This window comes from Microbispora sp. H10949 (assembly GCF_014161435.1).
Taxonomy (GTDB): domain Bacteria; phylum Actinomycetota; class Actinomycetes; order Streptosporangiales; family Streptosporangiaceae; genus Microbispora; species Microbispora triticiradicis.
This window is the reverse complement of sequence record NZ_JABBWZ010000004.1, coordinates 146195-171968: the sequence shown is the minus strand read 5'-3', so window position 1 is coordinate 171968 and position 25774 is coordinate 146195. Positions and strand designations below refer to the sequence as shown.

At 72.0% G+C, this 25774-nt stretch carries 24 protein-coding genes; 14 read left to right on the top strand and 10 right to left on the bottom strand.

Features of this window, described 5'->3' with window-relative positions:
- Nucleotides 1–17: 17 nt before the first annotated feature.
- Nucleotides 18–659, bottom strand: a complete 642-nt coding sequence (locus tag HHX40_RS11225) for a hypothetical protein (RefSeq protein WP_182880509.1) — start codon at nt 657–659, stop codon at nt 18–20.
- A gap of 601 nt (nt 660–1260) precedes the next feature.
- Here HHX40_RS11225 and HHX40_RS11220 point away from each other — a divergent pair.
- The 5 genes from HHX40_RS11220 (at nt 1261) to HHX40_RS11200 (ending at nt 8713) form a co-directional block, all read left to right on the top strand.
- Nucleotides 1261–1764 (top strand): hypothetical protein, encoded by a 504-nt coding sequence (locus tag HHX40_RS11220; RefSeq protein WP_182880508.1) that lies wholly within the window; start codon nt 1261–1263, stop codon nt 1762–1764.
- Nucleotides 1764–3164, top strand: a complete 1401-nt coding sequence (locus HHX40_RS11215) for a hypothetical protein (RefSeq protein WP_182880507.1) — start codon at nt 1764–1766, stop codon at nt 3162–3164. Before HHX40_RS11220 ends, HHX40_RS11215 begins: the two co-directional genes overlap by 1 nt.
- A 278-nt stretch (nt 3165–3442) precedes the next feature.
- Nucleotides 3443–4777, top strand: a complete 1335-nt coding sequence (locus HHX40_RS11210; RefSeq protein WP_396787854.1) for a VWA domain-containing protein — start codon at nt 3443–3445, stop codon at nt 4775–4777.
- 10 nt (nt 4778–4787) lie between these two features.
- On the top strand, nt 4788–5903 hold the full coding sequence (locus HHX40_RS11205; protein WP_111697253.1) for an ATP-binding protein: 1116 nt from the start codon (nt 4788–4790) through the stop codon (nt 5901–5903).
- Nucleotides 5900–8713, top strand: a complete 2814-nt coding sequence (locus HHX40_RS11200; protein ID WP_182880506.1) for a DUF5682 family protein — start codon at nt 5900–5902, stop codon at nt 8711–8713. Before HHX40_RS11205 ends, HHX40_RS11200 begins: the two co-directional genes overlap by 4 nt.
- Nucleotides 8714–8828: 115 nt before the next feature.
- Here HHX40_RS11200 and HHX40_RS11195 read toward each other — a convergent pair whose 3' ends face one another.
- Nucleotides 8829–9482: a hypothetical protein gene (locus HHX40_RS11195; RefSeq protein ID WP_182880505.1), complete on the bottom strand. Its 654-nt coding sequence runs from the start codon at nt 9480–9482 to the stop codon at nt 8829–8831.
- Nucleotides 9483–9738: 256 nt separating this feature from the next.
- Here HHX40_RS11195 and HHX40_RS36500 point away from each other — a divergent pair, with 256 nt between their 5' ends.
- Nucleotides 9739–10071 carry a BRCT domain-containing protein gene (locus HHX40_RS36500; protein ID WP_182880504.1) on the top strand — a complete coding sequence of 111 codons (333 nt, stop codon included), beginning with the start codon at nt 9739–9741 and terminating at the stop codon, nt 10069–10071.
- Between the two features lie 110 nt (nt 10072–10181).
- Here HHX40_RS36500 and HHX40_RS11185 read toward each other — a convergent pair whose 3' ends face one another.
- Nucleotides 10182–10751: a TetR/AcrR family transcriptional regulator gene (locus HHX40_RS11185; RefSeq protein WP_182880503.1), complete on the bottom strand. Its 570-nt coding sequence runs from the start codon at nt 10749–10751 to the stop codon at nt 10182–10184.
- A gap of 89 nt (nt 10752–10840) precedes the next feature.
- Between HHX40_RS11185 and HHX40_RS11180 the strand changes: the two genes are divergently transcribed.
- On the top strand, nt 10841–11806 hold the full coding sequence (locus HHX40_RS11180; RefSeq protein WP_182880502.1) for a ketopantoate reductase family protein: 966 nt from the start codon (nt 10841–10843) through the stop codon (nt 11804–11806).
- 5 nt (nt 11807–11811) lie between these two features.
- Here HHX40_RS11180 and HHX40_RS11175 read toward each other — a convergent pair whose 3' ends face one another.
- The gene (locus tag HHX40_RS11175) at nt 11812–12960 is read right to left on the bottom strand and encodes a hypothetical protein (RefSeq protein ID WP_182880501.1); all 1149 of its coding nucleotides are present in this window, start codon (nt 12958–12960) and stop codon (nt 11812–11814) included.
- A 297-nt stretch (nt 12961–13257) separates the two neighbouring features.
- Between HHX40_RS11175 and HHX40_RS11170 the strand changes: the two genes are divergently transcribed.
- On the top strand, nt 13258–14091 hold the full coding sequence (locus HHX40_RS11170) for a hypothetical protein (protein WP_310738035.1): 834 nt from the start codon (nt 13258–13260) through the stop codon (nt 14089–14091).
- A complete protein-coding gene (locus HHX40_RS11165) occupies nt 14088–14465 on the top strand; it encodes a GntR family transcriptional regulator (RefSeq protein ID WP_111697243.1) in 378 nt (125 codons plus the stop codon). The genes HHX40_RS11170 and HHX40_RS11165 overlap by 4 nt, the downstream gene beginning before the upstream one ends.
- A gap of 245 nt (nt 14466–14710) precedes the next feature.
- Here the strand turns inward: HHX40_RS11165 and eda are convergent, their stop codons facing one another.
- The 3 genes from eda to edd are packed head-to-tail and all read right to left on the bottom strand — an operon-like array spanning nt 14711 to nt 18221.
- Entirely contained in the window at nt 14711–15328 is a 618-nt protein-coding gene (gene eda, locus HHX40_RS11160) for a bifunctional 4-hydroxy-2-oxoglutarate aldolase/2-dehydro-3-deoxy-phosphogluconate aldolase (protein WP_111697242.1), read from the bottom strand.
- Entirely contained in the window at nt 15328–16383 is a 1056-nt protein-coding gene (locus HHX40_RS11155; RefSeq protein WP_182880500.1) for a glucokinase, read from the bottom strand. Before HHX40_RS11155 ends, eda begins: the two co-directional genes overlap by 1 nt.
- Nucleotides 16380–18221 carry a phosphogluconate dehydratase gene (gene edd, locus HHX40_RS11150; RefSeq protein WP_310738034.1) on the bottom strand — a complete coding sequence of 614 codons (1842 nt, stop codon included), beginning with the start codon at nt 18219–18221 and terminating at the stop codon, nt 16380–16382. The genes HHX40_RS11155 and edd overlap by 4 nt, the downstream gene beginning before the upstream one ends.
- Before the next feature lie 244 nt (nt 18222–18465).
- Between edd and HHX40_RS11145 the strand changes: the two genes are divergently transcribed.
- The 4 genes from HHX40_RS11145 (at nt 18466) to HHX40_RS11130 (ending at nt 23118) form a co-directional block, all read left to right on the top strand.
- Nucleotides 18466–19617, top strand: a complete 1152-nt coding sequence (locus HHX40_RS11145) for an ROK family transcriptional regulator (protein ID WP_182880498.1) — start codon at nt 18466–18468, stop codon at nt 19615–19617.
- 316 nt (nt 19618–19933) lie between these two features.
- Nucleotides 19934–21349: a PQQ-dependent sugar dehydrogenase gene (locus HHX40_RS11140; protein WP_182880497.1), complete on the top strand. Its 1416-nt coding sequence runs from the start codon at nt 19934–19936 to the stop codon at nt 21347–21349.
- Nucleotides 21350–21687: 338 nt separating this feature from the next.
- Nucleotides 21688–22476 (top strand): ion transporter, encoded by a 789-nt coding sequence (locus HHX40_RS11135; protein ID WP_182880496.1) that lies wholly within the window; start codon nt 21688–21690, stop codon nt 22474–22476.
- A 45-nt stretch (nt 22477–22521) separates the two neighbouring features.
- A complete protein-coding gene (locus HHX40_RS11130; protein ID WP_182880495.1) occupies nt 22522–23118 on the top strand; it encodes an HD domain-containing protein in 597 nt (198 codons plus the stop codon).
- A gap of 29 nt (nt 23119–23147) precedes the next feature.
- Here HHX40_RS11130 and HHX40_RS11125 read toward each other — a convergent pair whose 3' ends face one another.
- Nucleotides 23148–24113 carry a zinc-binding dehydrogenase gene (locus HHX40_RS11125; protein ID WP_182880494.1) on the bottom strand — a complete coding sequence of 322 codons (966 nt, stop codon included), beginning with the start codon at nt 24111–24113 and terminating at the stop codon, nt 23148–23150.
- Nucleotides 24114–24239: 126 nt separating this feature from the next.
- On the opposite strand from HHX40_RS11125, the gene HHX40_RS11120 reads away from it, so the two are divergent.
- On the top strand, nt 24240–24836 hold the full coding sequence (locus HHX40_RS11120; RefSeq protein ID WP_310738033.1) for a helix-turn-helix domain-containing protein: 597 nt from the start codon (nt 24240–24242) through the stop codon (nt 24834–24836).
- A 49-nt stretch (nt 24837–24885) separates the two neighbouring features.
- Here the strand turns inward: HHX40_RS11120 and HHX40_RS11115 are convergent, their stop codons facing one another.
- Together HHX40_RS11115 and HHX40_RS11110 are read right to left on the bottom strand one after the other, a co-directional pair.
- Nucleotides 24886–25452 (bottom strand): AAA family ATPase, encoded by a 567-nt coding sequence (locus tag HHX40_RS11115; RefSeq protein WP_182880493.1) that lies wholly within the window; start codon nt 25450–25452, stop codon nt 24886–24888.
- A complete protein-coding gene (locus HHX40_RS11110; protein ID WP_307801173.1) occupies nt 25449–25721 on the bottom strand; it encodes a hypothetical protein in 273 nt (90 codons plus the stop codon). The genes HHX40_RS11115 and HHX40_RS11110 overlap by 4 nt, the downstream gene beginning before the upstream one ends.
- Between the last annotated feature and the right edge of the window lie 53 nt (nt 25722–25774).

Sequence of the window (25774 nt, the reverse complement as noted above, 5' to 3'; positions counted from 1 at the left end):
CGCACCTGCTGTACCCATCAAAGTGTCTTTACGGCCAGAGCGTGGGCCTGACGAATGGCGTCCTCAAGCACAACCTGCTGGTTGGCCAGATCGTCAGACAGCGGGAGCACGACGAGGCGGACCTCGATGAGGTAAGCACTGAGACGAGCAAGGGCGACCCACGTAGTCGGATTGGACCCTGACTCGTCCACCAGGCGGTAGGCCACGGCCCGTTCACTCGGCGGATGGGACAACGCGGTGCGCTGATATCGCGCGGTCCATGTGGTTCGTCCGTCACTGAGTCGCAGGGTGTGGCATTCCGCAGGTGGATCGGCGGACAGGTGGCGCAGGGTGGAGTCGGAGGCGTACACGATCGCCTCGCTCAGGATCGGCCCTCCGAATGCGCCTTTCGTCGTGTCGACCAGGAAAGCACCGCCAAGAATGCCGTCGAGCCCCTCATGGAGCGAGTCGGTGACGCTCCAGATGCCCTGCGTCCACTGACGGCACTCACGTTGATTCACGGGCGGGGCACCTACCTGGGTCTCCCCGATGGTGGCGATCCGCCCGGAGGTGAACGGCGCGGCCTCCGGAGGCAGTTGCTGCATGGTCTTCGCGTCGCGGAATCGGCGTAACAGCGCCCGTCGCACGAGGTCGCCGCGGCTACCCGTCGGCAACGTCACGCTGGCGGGCGGCGGAGTCTTGGGGATCTGCGGATGAAGCGACAGGCTACTTGGCCACACACGGGGGGCTGAGGATGTTGCCGGGTGGGTGCCGCCAGGAGTTTCCCCGCCACAGGCCATGACTGTGAGGCCGAGTGCGATCGCAGCGACCCTTACGCACCACCAGCCGCGCAAGGGTGCTGCGAGCTTGTGCGGCCTCATCGCAGGTTCCTTCCGCCGAACAGACCGTACCGAGCTACACGGACCATGCATTTGCCCTTTGCCCTTTTCGTTTGCTGGAGGGGCACGGGCCAGAGGGTGAGCGCCGTGGCACCCGCCCTCCGGTGCCCGGCACCTGACCACCACCCCAGAGCGATACCGGCAACACTTCTCGACCAGCGCAGCAACGTGACCGTCGCCACCAATCAGAACTCCCGCCGGCTCTTCTGCGGCCGCCGCAGCGACCTGCATGACCAACGATGCGATCGAGCGGCAACTCCGCACGCATCGCCACAGGTGCCATCGGTCGGCCACGGTATCCATCCGAGCCCGGCATGTGTCTTTTCGCAGGCCGGGTGAGGGCGTACCGGTTTTGTCGGGACCGGCCAGTACCTTCCGGATCATGAATGACCGTTCCCCCGACGGCGAAGCCGTGTGGGCGCACCGCAGCAGGCTGCGTGTGATACCGCCGGTCCAGCCCCGCAAGCTGGCGAAGGTCCCCTTCGTCGAGCTGGCGGACGGCCGGCTGCAGGGCGTGGTGTCGAGCGGCTCGGACATCAGCCGGGTCTACGTCTCCTCCATCGCCGCGGGCACCCACAACTACAACTGCAGCACCAACAACAACCGCCCCTGCGGCGGCCTGTACGGCTCGCCGTGCAAACACCTGCAGGCCCTCACAGCCGAGGCCGTGCTGCAGTACGGCCTCGATCGCGTGGCCACGTACCTGCGGGTAGAGGTTCCGGAGGGCGCCGACCTGATCGCTTGTCTGAGTGGTGGGCACGAGCCCGCCCCCGCCGCCATGGTGTTCAGCCGCTTCCTGCGCCACCTGGCCTATCTGGAGGTGCCGGCGACCACCCTGCCGATCCCCGAGATGCACTGGTTTCCGTCCGAGGGGGCGGTGCGCTGATGCTCGCCGTACAACTGGCCGGGCTGCTCGACGGCGACCCGGAGGGCACGAGGGAGGCGCTCGCCCTGGTCGACGGGTTCGACGACGCCCTGGTGCACGGCCTCGCCCGGCTCTCCGAGGAGCGGGCCGAGGCGCCGGCCGCCCTGGCCGGGGCGTTCAGCGCGACCCCGATCGGCGACCGGCTGGCGGAGGCGGCGGCCAAGGTCGCCTCGGGCTTGATCACCGAGGAGCACCTGACCGCGCTCGCGGGCGGCCGGGCCGCGCTCTTCGGAGCCGTCCACGACGCCCTGCTCGCCGATCTCGACGCGGCGCTCGGACGCGAGCGTGCGCCCTGGTACCCGGCGCCGCGGTCCGAGCAGGACACAGCCGCCAACCTGCTCGGTGGAGCCCGATCCTGGCTGCGCGAACTGGCCATCACCGGCTGGCGCGGCGTCGACCACGACCTTGTCTCCGCCGTCGACCGGATCACCGAAGGGCTGACGGTCGTGCCGGGACTGCGCAGGCTCGCCGTGCTCTTGGACGGTTTCGCCGCCGAGCTGCGCGCCTCCTGCCCCATCGGCACGATGGAGCATCTGCCGGTGAGGCGCTGGGCCGACCTGTGGACCCGCGCCCTGCTGCTGGCTCAGGACGGCGTCCTGCCCGGCGAGCCCCGGGCCGTGGCCACGGTGTCCGGCCGGCTGCTGATCCTCGGCGTCGACGTGCACGAGCACGGAACCGCGGTCCAGTTCCAGGTCCACGCCGTGCTGGAACCCGCGGACGGTGGTCAGGCCCGGCTGGTGCGCACGAGTGTCACGGCGGCCAAGGTCGACACCATCGTCGGGCCCGCGCTGTGGAAACTGGCACACGATCACAAGGTCCTGCTGGCCGCCCTGGCCGGCCACCTGTCCCTGGAGGTCACGGACCTGCCCCTGCTCGACGGCGGCGACGTGATCTGGCACGACGACCGGGCGTCCCTGGGCAAGCCGGCCGACCCGTTCACCACCGCGCGGCTGCACCTCGCCGGGGTGCTCGCCCCCGCGGCGCCGCCGCTGGAGCGGGTCCCGGTACGCATCGCCGAACCTGTGCTGATCGAGGGCTACGAGGTGACCGGCGACGGCTCGTTCGACCTGGGCGGATCAGTGCTCGCGGTGGATACCGCCCGGCTGCCCGGCTGCGGCCCGCTCGCCCCGAAGCTGGTCGCGGGCTCCTCCGCGTGCGTCGGCCTGGTCCGCTGGGACGGCGGGCGCTGGCTGCTCCAGCCGCTGGCCGTTCAGGCGAAGGTCAAACGGGAGATCGTCGCCGTGGGCACCGGCGACTGGGCGCAGGGCCCGACCGACCCCAAGGTGGTCAAGGCCGAGGCCAGGTCGGGAGACGCGGTCGCCGTGCTGCGCGAGCGGGCCGGACGGTTGCTGCGGCAATGAACGACCACAATCCTACCGACGACGATCTTCCCGTGCGGAACCCGGGTGAGCGGGACATAGCGGGCATCGAGGCGCCGGGCGACGACCGCGCGGCGAGTGGAGGTGTCATGACCGGTGACCGCGCTTCTCAGCAGATCGTGGCCGAAGGCGGCACCACGAACGGCCGTGCCGTGATCGACGGCGGCACGACGGACCGGAACCGGCGTCAGGTGCTGTACTGGCGGTTGCTCGCGCGCCTCTTCGCCCCCGAGGAACAGCCGGCGTTGGAGACGGCGAGCATGGCGATCGCCGGGGATCTCGGGCTGCCCGCCGCGGTGCTCGATCCCTCCGTCTCGATCGAATCGCTGGTGCAGCGATTTCCGGAGCTGGCCGCCGAGTTCCAGAACCTGCTCGCGCCGGGGGAGGACGCCCCCGGTGACGAGGTGCGCAGTGCCGCGCTGATCTCGAAGCTGCTGCTCAACGTCTTCGCCACCGGTACGGGCGACGTCACCGCCACGCAGCTCGCGACCTGGCAGCAGGACGCCGCCTGGTTCAAGCAGGCCATGTGCGGCGGACAGGGACCAGGCACGGGGACCGGGCAAGGGACGGGCTCCGCGGCGGGACCTGGCGCGGGGGCCGGCGCCGCGTCCGGAGCGGGCCCCGGATTCGGGGCCGGGTCGGGGTCCGGGGCGGGAGCTGGTGGCGGACCCGGGGCGGGATTTGGGGCGGGCGACGGGCTCGACCCCGAGCTGGCCCGCGCACTGGCCGACCTGGAGGGCGACCTCGTCCGCCGGATGCAGCTGCGCGAGGTTCTGGCCGACCCGGCCCTGGCCAGGCGGCTCACACCGAGCATGTCACTCGTCGAGCAGCTCCTGCGAGACAAGTCGAACCTGTCCGGCGTGGCTCTGGCCAACGCCAAGGCGTTGATCCGCAGATTCGTCGACGAGGTCGCCCAGGTCCTGCGCACACAGGTCGAGAAGGCCAGCGTGGGAGAGATCGACCGCTCGGTGCCGCCCAAACGGGTGTTCCGCAACCTCGACCTCGAACGGACGATCTGGAAGAACCTCACCAACTACAACCCCGAGGATCGGCGGCTCTACGTCGACCGGCTGTACTACCGGCGCACCGCGCGGCGTACCACTCCGGCCCGCATGATCGTGGTCGTCGACCAGTCCGGCTCCATGGTCGACGCGATGGTCAACTGCACGATTCTCGCGTCTATCTTCGCCGGGCTACCCAAGGTCGACGTTCACCTGATCGCGTACGACACGCGGGCGCTTGACCTCACCCCGTGGGTGCACGATCCGTTCGAGGTGCTGCTGCGCACCCAGCTCGGCGGCGGCACCGACGGCACGGCCGCCCTGGCCGTCGCCCACCCGAAGGTCACCGACCCCCGTAACACGGTGGTCGTGTGGATCTCGGACTTCTACGAATGGAACTGCGACGGCGTCTACGCCGGAATGGAGGCGCTGCACCGATCCGGCGTACGGCTCATTCCGGTGGGCTCGGTGAGCAGTGGCGGCCAGCAGAGCGTGAACCCGTGGTTCCGGCAGAAGCTCAAGGATCTTGGCACGCCCGTCATCTCCGGCCACATCCGCAAACTCGTGCTCGAACTGAAGAACTTCCTCGCCTAAGGAGACTTTGATGACCAATGAGATGCTCCGTGCGCCTGCCGAGGTGAAGTACGCCGAGGAGCTCGACTGGCTGGAGTCGATCGACGACGGCCCCAAGCCGTTCTCCTGGCGGCTCAGCCCGCGGATGGTCCGGCTGTTCGTGCTCGGCTCCGAGCGTTCCGACGGCCTGGACAGGGAGATTCCGCAGAAGTGGTTCGGCGACCGCAGCTTCGTCGAGCGCAGCATCGTCACACTCGCCTCCGACCGCGGCCTGCTGCTGATCGGTGACCCCGGGACCGGCAAGAGCTGGCTGGCCGAGCTGCTCGCCGCCGCGATCTGCCGCAACTCCACCCTGGTCGTGCAGGGTACGGCGGGCACCACCGAGGACCACATCAAGTATTCCTGGAACGTCTCGATGGTGATCGCAAAGGGCCAGTCGCGGGAGTCGATGATCCCCTCGCCGATCATGACGGCGATGGAACAGGGCGTGATCGGCCGGTTCGAGGAGCTGACCCGCTCAACCAGCGACGTGCAGGACGCGCTGATCTCGATCCTGTCCGAGAAGTACGTCTCCATCCCCGAGCTGGACACCGACAACACCGTGTTCGCCAGGCCCGGGTTCTCGATCATCGCCACGGCCAACAGCCGGGACCGCGGGGTGAACGACCTTTCCTCGGCGCTGAAGCGGCGGTTCAACTTCGTCCGCATCCCGGTGGTGACCAGCAAGACCAGCGAGGCGGAGATCGTCCGCTTCCGTACGACGGAGCTGCTGCGCCGGCACCGGATCGAGCTGGACGTCCCGCCCACGCTGCTGGACATCCTGCTGCAGAGCTTCGCCGACCTGCGCGCAGCCGCCGCGTCGGCCACCAGTGAGGACGAGAAGCTGGAGTCGGCTCTGTCCACCGCCGAGCAGATCGGCGTGCTGGAGGACGCCATCCTGCACAGTCACTTCTTCGGTGACCGCACGCTGCGTGCCGAGACTCTGGGCGGCTCCCTGGTGGGCTCGCTGGCCCGGCGGGCACCGGAGGACCTGGCGATCCTCAACAAGTACTGGCACGGTGTGGTCGAACCACGCAGCAAGAAGGACGGCGGCGAGTGGACGAGCTTCCTCGAGGGCGGCCGTCAGACCATCTCCACGCTGTCATGAGTACGTTCGACGCCCTGCGCGGGCAACTCCTCGCCGCCGCCGAGACGTTCTCCGGCGGCGCGGGCGCCCTGTCGGGCATCCTGACCGGCATGGTCGACGACGTCGACCGGATGCTGCGGGAGGACCTCGAGATTTTCCCGGTGTGTCACCACTCGCCGGCCTCCGCGCTGGCGATGGCTCTGCGGCTGCGGGACAAGCGGCCCAAGGTCGTCTACCTGGAGCTGTGCGAGGACCTGCGCCCGCTGCTGGAGGAACTGCGCAACTGCCGGCTGCCCGTGGCGCTACAGGCGTTCGCCACTCAGCTCGACGGCTTCCCGGCCGGCTCTGGACCGCTCAGCGTCGTGGCGCCGGTCACCGAGGCGTCCGCCGAATACCAGGCGATCGCGTACGCGCTCGACACTCCGGACGTGGAGCTGGTGCTGGTCGATCGCTCGGTGGACCACGTATTCCAGTGGGAGCCCGGCGCCTCGGACGGCCCGGCCACGTCCGGGAACGACGCCGGGAGCGAACCGGAGGACCTCGACGAGCACGGTGAAGAAGCGGCGCTGCACGGGGACTCCGTCGGCGTCGAGATCGGCGACCTGCGCCCCCGCTTCGCCGAGTTGGAGGCCCACCTGCTGCATCACGGCAAGGTCCGGCACTGGTCGGAATGGTGGGACCAGTACGTCGAGCAGCCGCTGACCGGTGCGGACTACGACACCTACCGGCAGGCTATGGCGTTGATCGGCAGCCTGTTCCGGCGGCTGCGCCCCGCGCAGGACGACCGGCTGGCGATCGACGAGGAACGCGAACGCTACATGTGGACGCGGATCCGCGAGCATCTCACCATCTCCGGAGCCGACCCGGCCGACTGCCTGTACGTATGCGGGGCCTTCCACGCCGTCAGCGAAATCACCGAGTTCGGTCTGACGTCCGACGCGGCCCCCTACACGATCACGCCGCGCACCGGCACCCGCTGGCTGTACGGGCTCATCCCATCCAGCCACTCGGCGATCGAGGCCCAGTTCGGCCTGGCCCAGGGATCGGTGTCGATCGCCGCCGCCACCTGGGCCAAGGCGATCCGGCGGGCCGGTGCCACGCCGTACCGGCTGAAGGGGCAGCAGGACAGGCGCGCCCGCGCCAAGGCGGTCAAGGCCGCGCCGCCCGACGTCGCCGGGCCGGCCCGCGACCGGCTCGCCGGGTTCCTGGCCACCCCGCCCGTGCTGGACGACCTGGACGAGGACGAGCTGCGTGGGTGGTGCGTCGACATCGTGCGGCTGGCCCGACGCAACGGCTATCTGGCCAGCACGGCCGACGCCATCGCCGTGTTCGAGACGTCGATCTTGCTCGCCGGCCTGCGTGGCCGGGCCAGGCCCGCGCCGTACGACTTCGCGGACGCGGCGGTGACCTGCATCGAGAAGGACGCCGTGCCGGGCCGCCGGGACGTCCGCCGCCTGTGCGAGATCCTGCTGGGCGGTGACCGGATCGGCGTGGTCGGCTACGAGGCGCTGCCTCCGCTCGCCCGCGACGTGTACGACCGGCTGGAGCCGCTAGGGCTGGACCTGAGCCGGCGTACCCAGCAGCGGGTGCTGCTCGACCTGAAGGCGGACCCGGAGCTGGAGCCGTGCTCGGACGTGCTGTGGAAGCTGCGCTACCTGCTGCCCGACGACGCGGTACGGCCGATCATGGGGGCCAGGCGGCTCGGCGAGCGGCCGATTCAGGAAAGCTGGGATCTGGCGATCGGCCGGCACCAGCGGTCGATCATCGAGCTGGGCTACGAGGGCGTCACTGTCGAGCAGGTGCTGGAGCAGCGGCTACGCCGCAAGGTCTGGGAGCCCCGTGCCACCGCCGGAGACGCACTCGCGGCCGTGGAGGACGCCATCCTCTACCTCGGCAGCCGCCGGTTCGCCGACGAGCTCGGTAACCGCGCGGTCGAGTTGCTGGCCGCAGAGCGCACGGTCGACGACGCGCCCGAGGTGCTGCGCCGGATCCGGCGGCTGCTGGCCCACTTCCGGGCCACGCAACCGGAACTGCCGACTTGGTGCGAGGCGTTCGTCACGGCCGGATACGCGCACTACTGCACGCTGCTGCCCACCGCCTTCGCGGACGACGACACCGGCCTACGGCAGGTCGGTGCCATGCTCGGCTTCCTGTTCACGCTGGAGAGCCTCGCGCTGGCGCTGGGCTGCGACCGGGCCCAGCTCGAACTCGCCATACGGCAGTCACACCCGGAGGCCCCCGCCAAAGTGGCCCTGCTCTGGGCGGCCAAGACTCAGCTGGGCCTGCTGCCGCGGGACGAGTTGCGCGCCAGGTGTGATGAACTGCTGGCCAACCCGCTCGTCGTTCCCGCCTTCCCGCTCTACCTGAGCGGGTTCGTCCAGGCGCTCGAACCGGTCCCGGCCCTCGCGCCGTTCGTGGTGGAGGCGCTGTCCAAGGCGTTCGCGCGGCTACCCGACTCCGTTCTGCTGCCGTGGCTGCCGACGCTGATCACGACGCTGCGCAGGCACGCGCAGGAGCTGGTGCCGGTGCTCGTCCGGGAGGCGGGCCGCACCTTCCCCGGTAACCTCGCCGAGCTGGACGGGTGGACGCCGCCGTGGGAACGGCCGGCCGTACCGGCCGGGCGGGCCCGCCCGGCCGCCGTACTGAGCGGGCCGGTCGCCGCGCTGCTGGCCCGGCACCCGCAGGCGTGCGACGCCGTGGCGGCCCTGCTCGTTTGCCCAGCCGAATGGCCCGACGTCGACGGCCCGGAGCTGGGAGGCGCCGAGGTGCGGGAGCTGCTCGCCCGTCACCCCGCCACGACCGACGCGATCGTCGCCCTGCTCTGCGACTGAGTCCCCCTGTGCCAAGCCGCCGCCTGGCGGTAGCGACCTGCGGCGGACCACCCGCACGTCACCCGCATCCTCCCGACGCCTATCGAGGTCTGGTTCCCGACAACCCGGACAGGCGTCAGTGCGCGCCGTCCGGGATCAGCGACGGCCTGGCCTCGACGAACCGGAGCGGGGCCGAGCCGTACCGCCGCCGCAGCTGCGCCGAGGCGCGGGCCACGGAAGTGGTGCCGACCTCCACGGCGGTGCCGTCGTGACGCGCGGTCACCGACGTGATGGGCACCCCGCGCCGGCCCCAGTAGGCGATGTCGCGGCGCACCCGCGCGGCCAGTGCGTCCAGCTCCCGCGCCGCATGGGGCGCGTAGCGCGTCTTGATCGGCGCTTTCGGGAAACGGGCGCGCAGCGCCGCGTCGAGGGCGGGCGACGGGCGCCGGTAGACGATCAGGCCGCCTCCCGTGGGCGCCAGGGCGACCCCGGCATACTGACGGGGGAAGTCGCGCCGCAGGGCCGCGTCGATGCGGTCGGCCAGCCTCGCGAGCTCCACCTGACCGGGGTGCGGCGCACCGGAGGCGGACGGGACGTCACCCGCGGCGGCGGGGCCCGTCGACGCGCAGGCCACCGCCGTGACAGCACCGAGGGCCAGGGTCCCGAGCAGGACGACTGCGATCCTGCGGGCTGCCTTCGCGCCGCGCCGCGCGGCCCGCGGCGCTTCACCGGCCCGGGAAAGCGCCGCGGCTTCGTCCGGCAGGCGGCCCCGCCGCTCATACAGGTCCATGTCCCCGCGCTCCTTCCCGGGCGGGCCGTCCTGCCCGCCTGTCGTCGTCAGCGTACGAGTGCGGCGGGGGCGGGGCCGGCGAAACGCGCCGGCCCCGCCCCGCGCGAGCCCCGTGCCGGGCCCGGAGGTGCGTACGGTCAGCCGACTTTGATCGCGATGCCTGGGAACGCGGTGGTCGCGTTGGCCCACGGCGCGTAGTAGAACCGCCAGGAGCCTGAGCGACCTCATCGACAAGCTCGTCCGGGCCGGGGTGAACATGGCCGAGCCCGATGCGGCGGCGCCCGCCGGTGACCAGGGCGGCACGACCACCCCGGCGTCGGGTGAGGACGAGCCGGGCGCTCTGCCGCTGACCGGGATGACGGTCGTGGTCACGGGCGCGATGAGCGGGCAGCTGGCGGCACTGTCCCGCAACCAGATGAACGAGCTCATCGAGCGGGCCGGAGGCCGGGCGTCCTCCAGCGTCTCGGCGAAGACCTCGCTGGTCGTCGCAGGAGACAACGCGGGGTCCAAGCGGGCGAAGGCCGAGTCCCTCGGTGTGCGGATCGCTTCCCCAAAGGAGTCCGCCGAGATGGTCGCGCACCTGTTGTAGGCGACCCTGCTCGTACGCCGGCGCCCCAGGGCGCGAGCGTCGCATGCCGGCGCCGCCGTACCACTGACCGGACCCTTCGCTCGCGGCATGCGACCTCGTGTCGCACCTTGTCACAGCGGGCGGCGCAGCCCGTCCAGCACGAGGGTGATGACATCGTCGGCCTCGGCCCGCCAAGCGGGGCGGTCATGGGCCGCACCGATGCCGTGCAGCGCCATCATCACGGCACCGGCATCCACGTCGTCGCGAACGGCGCCGTCCCGCACGGCGGCGGCCACCAGGCCGGTGACAGCCTGCTCCAGCGCCAGGCTGCCCTCGGCGAGGGCACCCGAGCGATCGGCCATGAGCGTGGCCAGCGTCCGGGCCAGGCCCTTGTGGGCACCTATGTGGTCGACCATGCCGCGCAGGAAGGTCGCCAGAGCCTCCGCCGCGGGCAGCGTGTCCTGTAGTCGGCGGGCGCGGTCGCACAGCGCGGCGACTTCCCCGTGGTAGACCGCCTCGGCCAGCGCCTCCCGGGTGGGGAAGTGGCGGTACAACGTGCCGGTGCCCACCCCGGCCAGGCGTGCGAAGTCGTCGAAGCGCAGGTCGAAGAACTCGCCGGCGTCGAAGATCTCTCGTGCCTTGGCGATCAGGACATCGCGGTTGCGTTGGGCGTCGGCCCGCAGTGGCTTGCCGGCGGTCATGGGCTACCTCGCGTTGACAAGTGGAGATGGTCTCCATATTTTGCAAGTGGAGATTGTCTCCGAATCGATCGTACCCCACGAGGTGCAGCGTGAAGATCCTGATGTTCGGCCGAGGCGTGATCGCCACCGTCTATGGTTGGGCCCTGCAACAGGCGGGACATGACGTCGAGTTCTACGTCCGGCCGGGCCGCGCGGCGACGTACGGAGACGCGGTGGACCTCGACCTGATCGATATGCGGCGCCGGGTGTGGGGGCGGCGCGTCGTCGAGAGGTGGCCGGTGCGCTGCCGCGAGGCGCTGGAGCCGGACCACGACTTCGACCTGATCGTGCTCAGCGTGCCGCACCACCGCCTCCCGGAGGCGACGGCCTTCCTGTCCCCGCGTGTCGGCCAGGCCACGGTGCTGGTCTTCGGCAACCTCTGGACCGAGCCGCCGGCCGCGATCGGCGCTCTCCCCGTCGACCGGATCGCCTGGGGCTTTCCGCAGGCCGGTGGCGGTTTCGGCGCGGACGGCGTGCTCCGTGGGGCGCTGCTGCCGTCGGTCGTCTTCGGCACTCTCGGCCGGCCCCCGACCGACCGTGAGCGGGCCGTGCGCCAGGCGTTTCGCGAGGCCGGGCTCCGGCTCAAGGAGCGGCCTGACTTCCGCGGCTGGCTGTGGGTCCATTTCGCGTCGGACGCCGGCTTGTTCTCGCAGGGCCTGCGGCTGGGTTCCCTGTCAAAGCTGGCCGGGGCGACGGGCGACCTGCGCGAGGCGCTGCTGGCCGGCCGCGAGCTTCTGCCGCTCCTCGAGGCGCGAGGCGTCGACCTGCGCCGTCACCGGGGCGGTGTGCTGCTGTTCCGTGCGCCCACCTGGCTGACGGCCCCCGCGCTCGCCTGGCTGACCGCTCATGTCGCGCTCTTGCGCGTGAGTTTCGCGGCGCACTCCGACCCCGAGGCCGAGGAACCGCGTGAGGTCTGCCGGGCCACCCTGGCCGAAGCACGACGGCTGGGCATCTCGGTACCGCGCCTGGAAGCGGCGGAACCGAACTTCGCCCGTGAGGGGACGAGCCTAGCCTGAAGGCTCTAGCCGTCGTAGCGGAAGACGACGTGGCCCTGGGGAGGTCGCCGGTTGAAACCCGCGGCCAGCGCCGAACCGGTACCCGGGACGGCGACGAGGTCCGACCACTCGAATCCGCTCGACACGGGAGTCACGGTCTGGCGGATCAGCTTCCGGCCGGTGTGGCGCAAGGAGTCGACGGACAAGGTGGTGTAGGCATAGGGATCCTGCCCGTCAGGCGTCGCCGTGATCGACTGCCGGTACGAGGCCGCGAGCACACCGCCCCGACCGTCGGGGGCGAGGTCTCGGATGACGTCGCCGGGCAGGCGGATCTGGTGCCATTTCGCGCCGTCCCAGTGGAGCAGGACGGCTCCGGGCTGGGACCAGTCACCCTGCTGGAACCCCGCGGCGACCCAGACGTCCTTCGCTCCCGAGGTGACCAGCGCGTCGAGCCGGAGCTTCACGGGCCCGTACGCCGGGGTGGGGGCGGCGGGCACGGCTGTCACGGGCAGTCGCACCCTGCTCCAGGCCAGACCGTTCCAGCGCATTACGGACGAGGGCCCGAAGCCCCAGATGTCGCCCGGCGACCGGACGCTGATGCCCTTCAGAGTGGCGGGGAAGGGCAGGCTCGTCCAGCGGCCGCTGTGGAAGCGCTTGAAGAACCCCTTCCCTGTGCGGTCGTCACGGCCCAGGATCCACGTGTGCGTCGCGTCGAGGACCTCCAGGTCGGTGATCGAAGTGCGGCCCGAGCCCATGAGCCGCCATCGGCTGCCGTCCCAGCGCGACAGCACCGACCGGGTGGCGGCCGAGACGTCGCCTGTCCCCGGGGCGACGGCCGTGCCGGCGGCCCACACGTTGACCGGGGATGAGGCCTCGACCAGCGTGACCTCTCGGAGCGGGAACCCCGTGGGCCCCGCGGGGTTCGCGGCCGTCGCCCACCTGCGCCCGTTCCAGTGCTTGATCAGGGGAGCCGTGAAGTAGGAGCCGTTCCTCGGGTCCAGCGTCCCGGTCCTGCGCGCGCCCACGGCCCACGCGTCGGCGGGGCCGGTGGCGGCGAGGTCGTCGACGATCGAGCCGGACCCGCCGCGCAGGCTCACCTGCCACCCCGGCGCCGGATCGGCGGCGGCCGAAGAGACCGGAGCGAGGCCGACGCCGGCCGCCAGCACGAGGGCCAAGAGGATGCGATAACCGTCCACACCAAGGAGACGGCGATCACGGGCCCCCGGTTGCGCCTCCGAAGGTGAACAGTAGGCGTCGAGCGCCCTCGGATACGAGCCAGGCCCCCCTCGACAGGAGACGCACCGGCCGGTGCCCTCGTGAGTGAACACGGTGAGCACGCGCGTAGGCGGCGTGGAACGCTCGCCGCACGGGACCTCAAGCCGGCGACGTCCCGGCGAGGGTCACGGGGCGTTGACTTTGTCTCAAGGCATGTCTCATGATATTGCTACAAACCTTGCGACAAAGGAGGAGTCGTGGCCCATGAACCGTTATCGGACACCAGCCCGTCGGCGCCTGCGACCGACCTGCGATTGGCGGACGCATGGCTGGCCCGGCACGGCCTGTCCGGTGCCCGCCCGACCCCGCTGCTGGCCAGCCGGCTGGCGGTCCGGAGCCGCGCCCGCCTCGCAGCTCACCTCATCCTGGCCGTGCTGATCATCGCGAGCGCGCTCGCCGCGGCCTACGACCGGCTCGCCAGTTCCGCCTTCGGCGGCTTCCAGCCGTATCGACCGCTGCCGCTGCTGGTCCTGACCGCGCTGGTGGCCGTGCTGCTGCTCGCACAGTCGCTGCTCGACTGGTGGGTGCGACGCGTCGATCAGCGGGCGGGCGCGACGCTGTCCCGCAGGGCCGCCCATCCGATCCAGCCCAGCTGGCGGGCCGTGCTCGGCCTGCCGTACGCCGTCTTCGCGGTCGCCACGTTCGCCGGTGCGATGGTGCTGGCCTGGAGCGCCCTGGCCGTTCCCGACCCCACCGTGCGGCAGCTGGCCGTCGTCCTGCTGATCGGCCTGCTCGGCGTGACAGCCATCACCGCCGTGCAACTGCGCCACCTGCTGCGGCGCCCGGTCGTGGCGGAGGACGAGGAGTCGCTGACCGCCGACGTCATCATGCGCGTCGAGGACGCCCGCGATCTCACCACGCCGAGCGTGCAGTGGTCGCTGCCCATGGTGCTGCTGTTCGGCACCGCGCCCGGCTGGTGGAGCGCCGCTGCGGTCGCCAACGTGATCGTGGGCATGGTCGTGTGCGTCGCGCTCCGTGTCAGGACGCCGTCGAGCGCGACGGTGGCCCGGCGGGTGACGAGCGTCCGATGATCGTCATCGATGCGGCCTCGCCGGTGCCGCCGTTCGAGCAGCTGCGGGCCCAGCTCGCCCGGCAGATTCAGGATCGCACGCTTGCCGTGGGCACCCGCCTTCCGACCATCCGCCAGCTCGCGGCCAACCTTGGCCTGGCCGTGAACACGGTCGGCCGGGCGTACCGGGAGCTGGAGGAGGCAGGACTGATCGAAACGCGCGGGCGGGCGGGTTCGTTCGTGTCGGCCGCCGGCGAGGACGGCCTGGAGCGGGCCCGCCGGGCCGCCGCCGACTACGCGGCCGTGATCGCCAGCGTGGGCATCGACACGGGCGAGGCGATCCGCATCGTGCAGGCGGCGCTGACCTCTGGGACGGTGACACCGGCCTCGTCATGACCGCGGCCCGGCCTTGAACGGAGAGGGCCCGCACGCCGCGGGTGAGCGGCGCACGGGCCCGGAGTCCATGAACGTGTGGCCGGGTCACGGTCCACGAGCATGGCCACCGGCGTCACCGAGGGAGGGTGGCTCGGCCGGCGAGCTTGTGCGGTCGGGCGCGGGAAGGCCCCGGGCCCCGGGGCCCGCTCGGGGTCCCGGCGCGGCCCGGAGGGCCGGTCGGGGGATTCCGTGCGGGCGAAAAGGGCTCAGGGACGCAGCGCCGCGGCCTCGGCGGCGAGCTTCTCGATCCTCGCGAAGTCGCCTGCGGACACCAGGCTACGCGGTGTCAGCCAGCTTCCGCCCACGCACCCCACGTTGGACAGGGCCAGATAGGACAGCGCGCTCGCGGGGGTGATCCCGCCGGTGGGGCAGAACCGGACGTCGGGCAGCGGGCCGCTCAGCGCCTTGAGGTAGGAGACGCCGCCGGCCGGCTCCGCCGGGAAGAACTTCAGCTCACGCACGCCGCGCTCGGCCAGCGTCATCGCCTCGGTGGCCGTGGCCACGCCCGGCAGGAACGGCACGCCCGAGGCGAGCATGGCCGCGAGCAGCCCGGGGGTGGTGCCGGGGGAGACGAGAAACCGGGAACCCGCCGCGACCGCGGACTCCACGTCCTCCGGCGACCGTACGGTGCCCGCACCGATCACGGCCTCCGGCACCTCGGCGGCGATCCGACGGATCGCGTCGAGGGCGGCCGGGGTGCGCAGCGTCACCTCGATCACCGGCAGGCCGCCCGCCACCAGCGCCCGGGCGAGGGGGACGGCGCTCTCCGCGTCGTCGAGGACGACCACCGGGACGACCGGCGCGAGGTCGAGAAGGTTGCTCATCACAGCTCCACTTCGGGGAATCGTTGGGCGAGCCAGGCGGCCGCACCCGTCAGCGCCGGCTGCTCGGCGACGATCAGCGAGGTCGGGATCGCGGCGGCGTAGTCCGTCAGCGCCGGAGCGGTCGTCTCGAACCGGGCCCGGAACGCGCTGCCCGGGATGCGCGCGGCCAGCCGGGGCAGCACGCCGCCGCCCAGGTAGACCCCGCCCCGCGCGCCGAACGTCAGGGCCACGCCGCCGGCGAACCCGCCGAGCAGCGCGAGGAAGACCTCCACGGTCTCGACGCACAGCGGGTCGTCCGACGAGGTGATCTGCGCCGCCGTCAACCCGGGCGCCGCGGCCCCGGCCGCCGTCGCCCGGGCTCCCGTCGTCAGGGTACCCGCCGTCCGGGGCGTCTCCCGGGCCGTCTCCTGGGGAGCCGTCCGCGCGTCCGGCGCGACGCCGCGTACGAGCGCGAGGCCGCGGTGCAGGCGCGGCAGCCCGGTGCCCGACAGCAGGTGCTCGGCGTCCACGTACGGCAGGCCGTCGGCGCGCAGCGCCCGCACGATCTCCATCTCCAGGTCCGTCACGACCGGGACCGCGACGTGCCCGCCTTCGCCGGCCACGGGCAGCCAGCCCTCCCGTACGGGGACCAGCCCCGCCACCCCGAGCCCGGTGCCCGGGCCCAGCACGGCCTTCGTCAGGCCGGGCGACGGCGGGGGGCCGCCGAGCGACACGAGATCATCGCCCGCGAGGTGGGGCAGCGAGATCGCGAGGGCCTCGAAGTCGTTGAGGAGCACCGTACGCGGGATGCCCAGGTCGTTCACGGAACCCGACCATCCCGCGTTCGTCAGCCGGTACCGGTCCCTGTCGACCGGACCGGCGATCGCCAGGCACGCGGCCCCCGGCCGAACTCCGCCCGCATGGTCTGCGAGATAGGCGGCTACGGCATCGGCAAGGCCGAGATGCTGGGAAACGTCGAGTACGGTTACCGCCTCCGGCTGCCCTCCGCGCCGGGTCACCAAACCGAACCGGGCGTTGGTGCCGCCCACGTCGGCGACCAGCCAGGGCAGGCTCACGCGGTGCCCCCGAAGACGCTCGCGCCGCGCTCGGCGGGACCGACCGTACGGCGGAAGGAGGCGAACAGGTCGCGGCCGGTGCCGGTCCACTGCTCGTCGGTCAGGGGCGCGCCCTCGGGCGTGCGTCCGGTGAGGTCGGCGAGCACGGTGAGCGTCCCGGCGGTGGAGTCGAGGCGGATCACGTCGCCGTCGCGCAGCAGCGCGATCGGCCCGCCGTCGGCGGCCTCGGGGGAGAGGTGGATCGCCGCGGGGACCTTCCCCGAGGCGCCGGACATGCGGCCGTCGGTCACGATCGCGACCTTCTGGCCGCGGTCGAGCAGCACGGCCAGCGGCGGCGTGAGCTTGTGCAGCTCCGGCATGCCGTTGGCGCGGGGACCCTGGTAGCGGACGACCGCGACGAAGTCCCGCCCGTTCAGCTCGCCCCGGTCGAACGCGGCGAGCAGGTCGAGCTGGTCGTCGAACACCAGGGCCGGGGCCTCGATGACCAGGTGCTCGGGCTTGACGGCGGAGACCTTGCTCACCGCGCGGCCCAGGTTGCCCGACAGCATGTGGATGCCCCCGTCGGGGGAGAACGGCTCGGCGACCGGCCGCAGGACGTCGGGGTCGGTGCTGGGCTCGGTCCGCTCCTCCCACACCAGCACGCCCTCCTTCAGGGCGGGAGCCGTGCGGTAGTGGCCGAGGCCGCGCCCGGCCACGGTCAGCACGTCGGCGTGGAGGAGCCCGGCGTCCAGCAGGTCGCCGATGAACACCGCCATGCCGCCCGCGGCGTGGAAGTGGTTCACGTCCGCCTGGCCGTTGGGGTACATCCGGGTGATCAGCGGCACGACCTTGGACAGGGCGGCCATGTCATCCCAGGTCAGGGTGATCCCGGCGGCGGCCGCCATCGTGACCAGGTGCATCGTGTGGTTGGTGGAGCCGCCCGAGGCGAGCAGCGCGACGACCGCGTTGACGATCGCCTTCTCGTCCACGACCTCGCCGAGCGGGGTGTACTCCGCGCCGTGCGGGGTGATCTCCACGGCCCGCCGCGCCGCCGCCCGGGTCAGCGCCTGCCGCAGCTCGGTGTGCGGGTTGACGAACGTCGCGCCCGGCAGGTGGAGCCCCATGACCTCCATCAGGAGCTGGTTGGAGTTGGCGGTGCCGTAGAAGGTGCAGGTGCCGGGGGAGTGGTAGGAGGCGGCCTCGGCGTCGAGCATCTCGCCACGGCCGATCTTGCCCTCGGCGAAGGCCTGCCGGGCCCGGGCCTTGACCTTGTTGGGCAGGCCGGAGGTCATCGGCCCGGCGGGCACGAACACCGCGGGCAGATGGCCGAAGCGTAACGCGCCGACGAGCAGACCCGGGACGATCTTGTCGCAGACCCCGAGCAGCAGGGCCGCGTCGAACATGTCGTGCGACAGCGCGATCGCGGTCGCCATGGCGATCAGGTCGCGGCTGTAGAGGGACAGCTCCATGCCGGCGCGGCCCTGGGTCACGCCGTCGCACATCGCGGGCACGCCACCCGCCACCTGCGCCACGCCGCCCGCCTCGCGGACCGCCCGCTTGAGCTCCGGCGGGTACGTCTCGTACGGCTGGTGCGCCGACAGCATGTCGTTGTACGACGTCACGATGGCCACGCCGGGCTTGGCCGCGCCCCGCAGGTCGAGCTTGTCCTCGGCCGGGGCGGCGGCGAAGCCGTGGGCCAGGTTGGCGCAGGCGAGCCGCCCCCGGGCCGGCCCCCGCTCGCGCAGTTCGGCCCCGGCGCGACGCACCCGCTCCAGGTAGGCCCGGCGGGTGTCGCGGCTGCGCGTGACGACGCGGTCGGTGACCTCGGAAACCACGGGGGAAACCACGGGGTCAGTCACGGAAGGTCCTCCTCGTGCCGGGCGCGGCCGCTGCGGCGGGTCCTGCTTCCGCCGGAGCCCCCTGGCGCCGGCGAGGTCGATCTCGTGCCCGGCCCGACGCCACGTCCGCTGACCGGGCGAAGGCGTCGATCCGGCACAGGAGGGACAGTATCGGGTAGTTATGCCAGTTATCAAGCCTAGTTTTGTAACTCGAAATGAATAAGTCATTGAACTTCGGTGAGCGCGTGTGCTTCACTTCTGCTTGATGTCACGTTTAGCCACTCCTGGTGAAGTCCTCCAGCTCATCCGCAGCGGGGAGGCGGTGACGCGCGCCGACATCGGCCGCGTGACCGGCCTGTCCCGGCCGGCCGTCGCGCACCGCGTCTCCGACCTGCTCCAGCGCGGGCTGATCGTGGAGGACGCCGAAGGGCCGTCCACCGGCGGCCGCCCGCCCATGCGGCTGCGGTTCCACGCCGGCGGGGGAGTCATCCCGGTGGCCTCGCTCGGCGCCCGCCGCACCCAGATCGCGATCTGCGACCTCGCGGGGGAGGTGCTGCACCGCACCGACATCGACATCGACGTCGAGGAGGGCCCCGGCGTCGTGCTCCCCCTGCTCATGGACACCTGGGAGAAGCTGCTGGACGGCCGCGGCGACGTGGCCGGCATCGGCCTCGGCGTCCCGGCCACCGTGGAGTTCGCGGCGGGACGGGTCGAAAGCGCCCGCGTCATGGCGAGCTGGACCGGCGTGGTGATCCCGCCCGTCATCGCCGAGCGGTTCGGCGTGCCCGTGCTCGTCGACAACGACGTGAACGTCATCGCGATGGGCGAGCACCGGAGCGTCTACGCCGCCGAGCTCGACGACCTGTTGTTCGTCAAGGTCTCCACCCGGATCGGCGCGGGAGTGATCTCCGGCGGCGGCATCCTGCGGGGCGCGCTCGGCGCGGCCGGAGAGATCGGGCACATCCCGGTGCGGGACGGCGGCGGCGTGCTGTGCCGCTGCGGCAACCTCGACTGTGTCGACTCGGTGGCCAGCGGCACCGCGATCCTGCGCGACCTGCGCGCCAAGGGCCGCGACGTCGCGTCCCTCGCCGACGTGACCGCCCTGGTGCGGGCCGGCGACGCCGAGACCATGGCCGTCGTACGGCAGGCGGGCCGCTGGCTGGGCGAGGTCATCTCCGGTGCGGTCAACCTGCTCAACCCCGCCGTCGTGGTCCTCGGCGGCGACGTCGCCGAGATGTTCCAGCCGCTGGTGTCGGGCGTACGCGAGATCGTCTACCGGCGTTCCACCCAGCTCGCCACCCGCAGCCTGCGCATCGAGCGCGGCCGCCTCGGGCCGGGCGCCGGGATCACCGGCTGCGCCCTGATGGTCCTCGACCACGTGCTGTCCGCCCAGGCCGTCGACGCCGCCGCCCGCTGACTCCGCCACCCGCTGAGCCCCGGCGCGCGCTGATCTCGGACGCTTCCGCCGGCATGCCGGGCCCGGCTCCTCCGAACGGCCGGTACGACTCCGCCAGGTGGCCCGTCCGGCTGACCCAGCAGGCGAGACCGGCCGGGCCGGGCGGCCACCATGACGCGCCCATGGACGGAGTCCGCGCACCCCGCTGATCCACCACGGTGGGAGTCGTCGTGAGACCGCCGTCGAAAGGTCATGCCGTGGAACACGCGGATCCTCCGGGTCAGCCACTTCGCCGGCCGCCGGGCCGTTCGTCCTCGCCGTCGCCGGGAGGTGCGAGATGTCCCCGGAGGTGAGGCGCCGCCGGTTGGCGCGGATCGCGGTCCGCGCCCTCCTCGCGCTGGTCCTGCTCGCCGTCCTCGCGACGGCGGGGGTCTTCGCCGCCGTCCGACGGGGCGGCCCGCCTCAGACGGAGGCGCGCCTCGGGGCGGATCCCCGGCTCGAGGAGCCGGACACGTTCCCCATCCCGAAGGTCGAGGCGCCCGACGTCGTGGGCTGGCCCGCCGGCGTGACGCCCACCGCGCCCGAGGGTTTCACCGTCACCCGGTTCGCGGGCGGGCTGGATCACCCTCGCTGGCTCTACCTGCTTCCCGGCGGCGACGTGCTCGTCGCCGAATCCGCCACCTCGCCGAAGCCCGCCGAGTCGATCGTGATGGGCGTGCTGTCCTGGTTGCGCCGCAACGACGGCGCGACGCGGGAACGGAGCGCGAACCGGATCACCTTGCTGCGGGACACCGACGGCGACGGCGTCGCCGATTTCCGCGGCACGTTCCTCGACCACCTCAACCAGCCGTTCGGCATGGCCCTGCTGAGGGCGGCGCCGCCGTACGCGGTCGAACCGGATGCTCCGCCGGGCACCGAGGCCATGTTCTACGTCGCCAACACCGACGGCGTGTGGCGCTTCCCGTACAGGCTCGGCGACACCCGGATCACCGCTCCGGGAGAGAAGATCCTCGATCTGCCGGCCGGCGGATACAACAACCACTGGACCCGCAACCTGTTCGCCGCCGCAGACGGCTCCAAGCTCTACGTCACGGTCGGGTCGGGGAGCAACGCGGGCGAACACGGCCTGGAGGCCGAGCGCGGCCGCGCCGCCGTGCTCCAGGTCGATCCCGGCGGAGGCGGCGCACGCGTCTACGCGTCCGGGATCAGGAACCCCAACGGTCTCGGCCTCGAACCGGCCACCGGAACACTCTGGGCGGTCGTCAACGAACGCGACGTGCTCGGCGACGATGTATCCCCCGACTACCTGACGAGAGTCCGCGACGGCGACTTCTACGGCTGGCCGTGGAGCTACTGGGGTCACCACGTCGACGACCGGGTCACGCCCGCACGCCCGGACCTGGTCGCCAGGGCGTCGCGACCGGACTACTCACTGGGTGCCCATACCGCCCCCCTGGGGCTCGCCTTCTCCACGGGGACCGCGTTTCCCCCGGCCTACCGGGGCGGCGCTTTCATCGGTGAGCACGGGTCCTGGAACCGCGGCGACCCCGTCGGATACAAGGTCGTCTACGTGCCGTTCGCCCATGGCATGCCCAGCGGCAGGCCGCGGGACTTCCTCACCGGCTTCAAGCCCGACCCCGGCGACAGCACGACCTATGGACGCCCCGTCGGAGTCGCCCTCGACAAGGCGGGAGGCCTCCTGGTCGCCGACGACGCGGGCGACACCGTCTGGCGCGTCGCCCCGCGCAGGTGACGAGATCCAATGAGCCGTCGCCTGGTTCCACGGCCGCCTGTGCCGGACCGGTGGCGGGTCTGTGCGGGACCGCGTCGATCGCCGGGGCGGCGCACGCGCCGAGGGGTGGCACGGCCGCCAGGATCAGGGCTCCGTGACGGGTCATCCGTCTCCGTCCTCTCCGTCCACCATGCGTGGACGTGACCTTCATCGTGGCCGCCGAGCTCTTCCGTACGCCGCGCACCGGCACCGGGACGTGACCACGAAAGCGGCCCGGCCCGGGCGTGCCGCGCGGAGACGGAGATGTCGGCCGGTGGCACTAGGCTCTGTGGCGATCTTCCCTCCCCCAGGAGTCCTTCGTGCGTGAACGTGTCCGCCGGGTGATCGAGTCGCCGCGGTTCCAGCAGGCGATCACCGTGGTGATCCTGATCAACGCGGCCACGCTGGGCGTCGAGACCTCTGCCGAGGCGGTCGCCCGCTACGGCACGGCCCTGCACGTCGCCGACCACGCCGCGCTCTACGTCTTCGTCGCGGAGATCCTCGCCAAGGCCTACGTCTACCGATGGCGCTTCCTCCGCGACCCCTGGAACGTCTTCGACACCCTGATCATCGGCGTTTCGTTCCTTCCCACGGCGGGCGGGCTGTCGGTGCTCCGGGCCCTGCGCGTGCTGCGGGCGCTGCGGCTGATCTCGGTGGTGCCGTCGCTGCGGCGGGTGGTCTCCGCGCTGCTCACCGCCATCCCCGGGATGACCTCGATCGTGGTCCTGCTCGGCCTCGTGTTGTACGTCGCCGCGGTCATGGGCACCAAGCTGTACGGCGCCTCCGCACCCGAATACTTCGGCGACCTGCCGACCTCGCTGTTCACCCTGTTCCAGGTCATGACCGGGGACGGCTGGTCGGACATCAACCGCGAGGTCATGGACACCCACCCCTCGGCCTGGGTCTACTTCGTCGTGTTCGTGCTGGTCTGCACCTTCGTCGTGCTCAACCTCTTCATCGCGGTCGTGGTCAGCGCGATGGAGGAGGAGAGCCAGGAGGAACGCCGAGCCGAGCGCCGGGAGGACGTCGAGGTGCTGGCCGAGATGGCCGCCCTGCGCGCGGAGATCCAGGGCCTGCGTCAGGCCATCACCGACCGCGTCCCCTCCTGAGGAGGGGTCTCAGGGCTCATGATCGTCGGTTGCTAGACTCCGCGCATGCGGCTTCCGACGGACGCTGAGATCCGTGCGCTGCACGAGAGACACGCGCCCTCGGAGGAGGCGTTCGACCTCGTCCACACGCACTGCGAGATCGTCTGCGCGATCGCCCTGCGACTGGCCGGCCGCGCCGGGCTCGACGTCGACGCCGAGCTGGTGCGGGCCGGAAGCCTCCTGCACGACATCGGCGTCTACCGGCTCTACGACGGGGACGGACGGCTCGACCACGCGGGTTACGTGCGCCACGGGATCCTCGGTCACGAGCTGCTCCGCGCGGAGGGCCTGCCCGAGAGCCTGTGCCGGTTCTGCTCCCACCACACCGGTGTGGGGATCAGCCGGGAGGACGTGCTGCGACAGGGGCTGCCGCTGCCGCCCCGCGACTACCTCGCGGAGTCGGCCGAGGAAGAGCTCGTGATGTTCGCGGACAAGTTCCACAGCAAGACCGACCCGCCGAGATTCGTCACGGCCGACGCCTACGCGGCCCATGTCCGCCGGTACGGCGAGGACAAGGCCGACGTGTTCGCGTCGATGCGCGCGGTCTTCGGCGTCCCCGACCTGGGGCCCCTCGCCGCCGCGTACGGCCACGAGATCGTGTGACCTGCGACGCGTGGACTACACGGTGAGGACTACGGGGTGAGGACGATCCTGCCGAACACCTCGCCGGCGTCCATCTTGTAGTGCGCCGACACGGCCTGTTCCAGCGGCAGCACCTCGTGCACCACCGTGCGCAGCTCGCCGCGGCTCGCGGCGGCGAACTGCCCGGTCCGCACGGCCCGCCGCTCGGGTGCGGCCACGGTGTCGGCGCTGAAGGTGGCGAAGGACGTCGACTTCCGGAACGCCGCCATCATCGTCGTGCCGAAGTCCGCGGGCGGCTGCCCTCCGACGGCGCCGACGACGACCATGCGGCCGTTCGGGTTGAGCATGGCGAGGAAGGAGGGCAGGTCCGGGCCGGCTACGACGTCGACGACGACGTCGTAGCCGGCGGGAGCAGCGTGCCTGCCGCCGTCGCCGGAGCGGTCCAGCACGTGGGTCGCGCCGAGCGCGCGCAGGCGCTCGCCGCGCTGGAGCGACGAGGTCGTGACGGCCACCGCGCCGGCGCCGCCGCGCGCCGCGAGCTGGACCGTCGCGATCCCGATGCTGCCGGCCGCGCCGCGCACCAGCACCGACTCGCCGGGCGCGAAGCGGGCATGGGAGAGGCCGAAGTGGGCCACCACACCGGAGCTGCCGAGCGTCACCGCGTCGACGGCGGACAGGCCGGCGGGGAGGGGGACGATCTCCTCGACCGAGGCGATCGCCTGTTCGGCGTAGCCGCCGCCCAGCCCGGTGAACGCCCACACCCGCCGGCCGATCCACGAGGCGTCGACGTCGTCGCCCACGGCGACCACGGCGCCCGCCACCTCACTGCCGGGGATGTGGCCCTTCTCGAAGCCGTAGGCGGCCAGGGCGCCACTCCGGATCAGGGCGTCGACGCCGCCGACGCCGATCGCCTCCGTGGCGATCAGCACCTGCCCGGCGGCGGGAGCCGGGGCCGTCTGGTCGATGAGCGCCAGGCCTTCTGGACTTCCGAACTCCCGGATCGCGACTGCCAACACTGTCGTCTCCATCTTCTGGGATGGGCCGTTACCGGCCGGATGCTGGGAATGCTCCACGACGCGCGGCGGCGTCCGTGCTCTCGGACCGTAACGGACGCCGCCGTCCACTTGACTAAAGTGAGAGCGGTGACCGACCCTCCGCCTCACATCCTGCGTTCCGACGCCCTGGACAACCGTGAGCGCATCCTCGGCGCGGCTCGCGCGCTGTTCGCCGCCGAAGGCCTGGACGTCCCGATGCGGGAGATCGCCCGGCGCGCCGGAGTCGGCCCCGCCACCCTGTATCGCCGTTTCCCGACGAAGCAGACGCTGGTCACCGAGGCGTTCGAGGACGAGATGCGCGCCTGCCACGCCATCGTCGACGAGGGGAGTGCCGACCCGGACGCGTGGCGCGGCTTCCGCCTCGTCGTCGAGAAGATCTGTGACCTGCACGCACGCAACCGAGGCTTCACCGAGGCCTTCATGGCGGCCTATCCCGGTCAGGTGGATCTCGCGGCGGGCCGTGAACGCACGCTGAACGCGATCGCCGGACTCGCCCGCCGCGCCAAGAAGACCGGTCACCTGCGCGCCGACTTCGTCCTGGACGACCTGATCCTCATGCTCTCCGCCCACCGGGGCATCCACGCGACGTCGGAGGCCGTCCGGATCGCGGCGTCCAGGCGCTTCGCCGCGCTCGTGATCCAGGCGTTCCAAGCCGTCCCCGGAACGATCACCGCTGACGCGTGACGCACCGCCGGCACCCGGAGCGCCGCTCGGGAACGGGTGAGGACGCCGCTTACCTGCTCACCAGGAGCCGGTCGATCTGGGCCTCCAGCGGGGGCGCGCCGAGGCGGTTGTCGATCTCGTCGTACGGCACGGCGGGCGGTTCGTCGACCCGGATGGCGCGCAGGTAGTCGGCGAACCTCTCCAGTTTCTGCCCGTCCCTGGCGAGACCCCGGCGCACCAGCCGCTCGCGCAGCGTGGGGCCGTCGGAGCGGATCCAGAGAAGGCGCACCTCCGGGCCGCCCAGGGCCTCCACCCACGCGTGCCAGCGCGCCGCGTCGTGCACCTGGGAGGTGAACGGACCGCCCAGCATGACCGGGCAGCCGTGGGAGCGGATCTCCCGGGCGGTCGCCGTCATGCCGTCGTACTCGAACCGCTTGACGTGCTCGTCGTACCACGGCCCTTCGCGCTCGCCCGGCGGCCTGCCGTACGCGGCGAGGGTCGCCCCGACGAAGCCGCCGTACATCGTGTCCTTGTCGAGCAGGGCGGGGACCGGGTCGAGGCGGGCCAGCAGCAGATCGCAGACCGTCGACTTGCCCGCCCCCGGCGGCCCCGACACGATCCAGATGGTGCCGGTCATCGCGGCGGGCCGTACGGCTCGATCGGCGGATCGGAGTACGGCCCGCCGTCCGCACGCGGACGGTCCCCGCCGCGCGGTCCGGCGCCGGTGTCGCCCACGCGCCGTCCCGCGCTCTCCGTCACCCGCAGGACGTACAGGTTCCTGCGGGGGTCGACCGGCACCAGCCCGTACGCGGTGTCGACCTCGTCCTCGGCGAGGTCGAGATGCCGCATGGCCGACTCCAGGGTCGCGGGTGCGGGCAGTCGCACGGTGATCAGCACATCGGCCACGGGTCCGCCTTCCCCTGTCGTGTACGACGCCGCCCGGCCGGGGCCACGCGGCG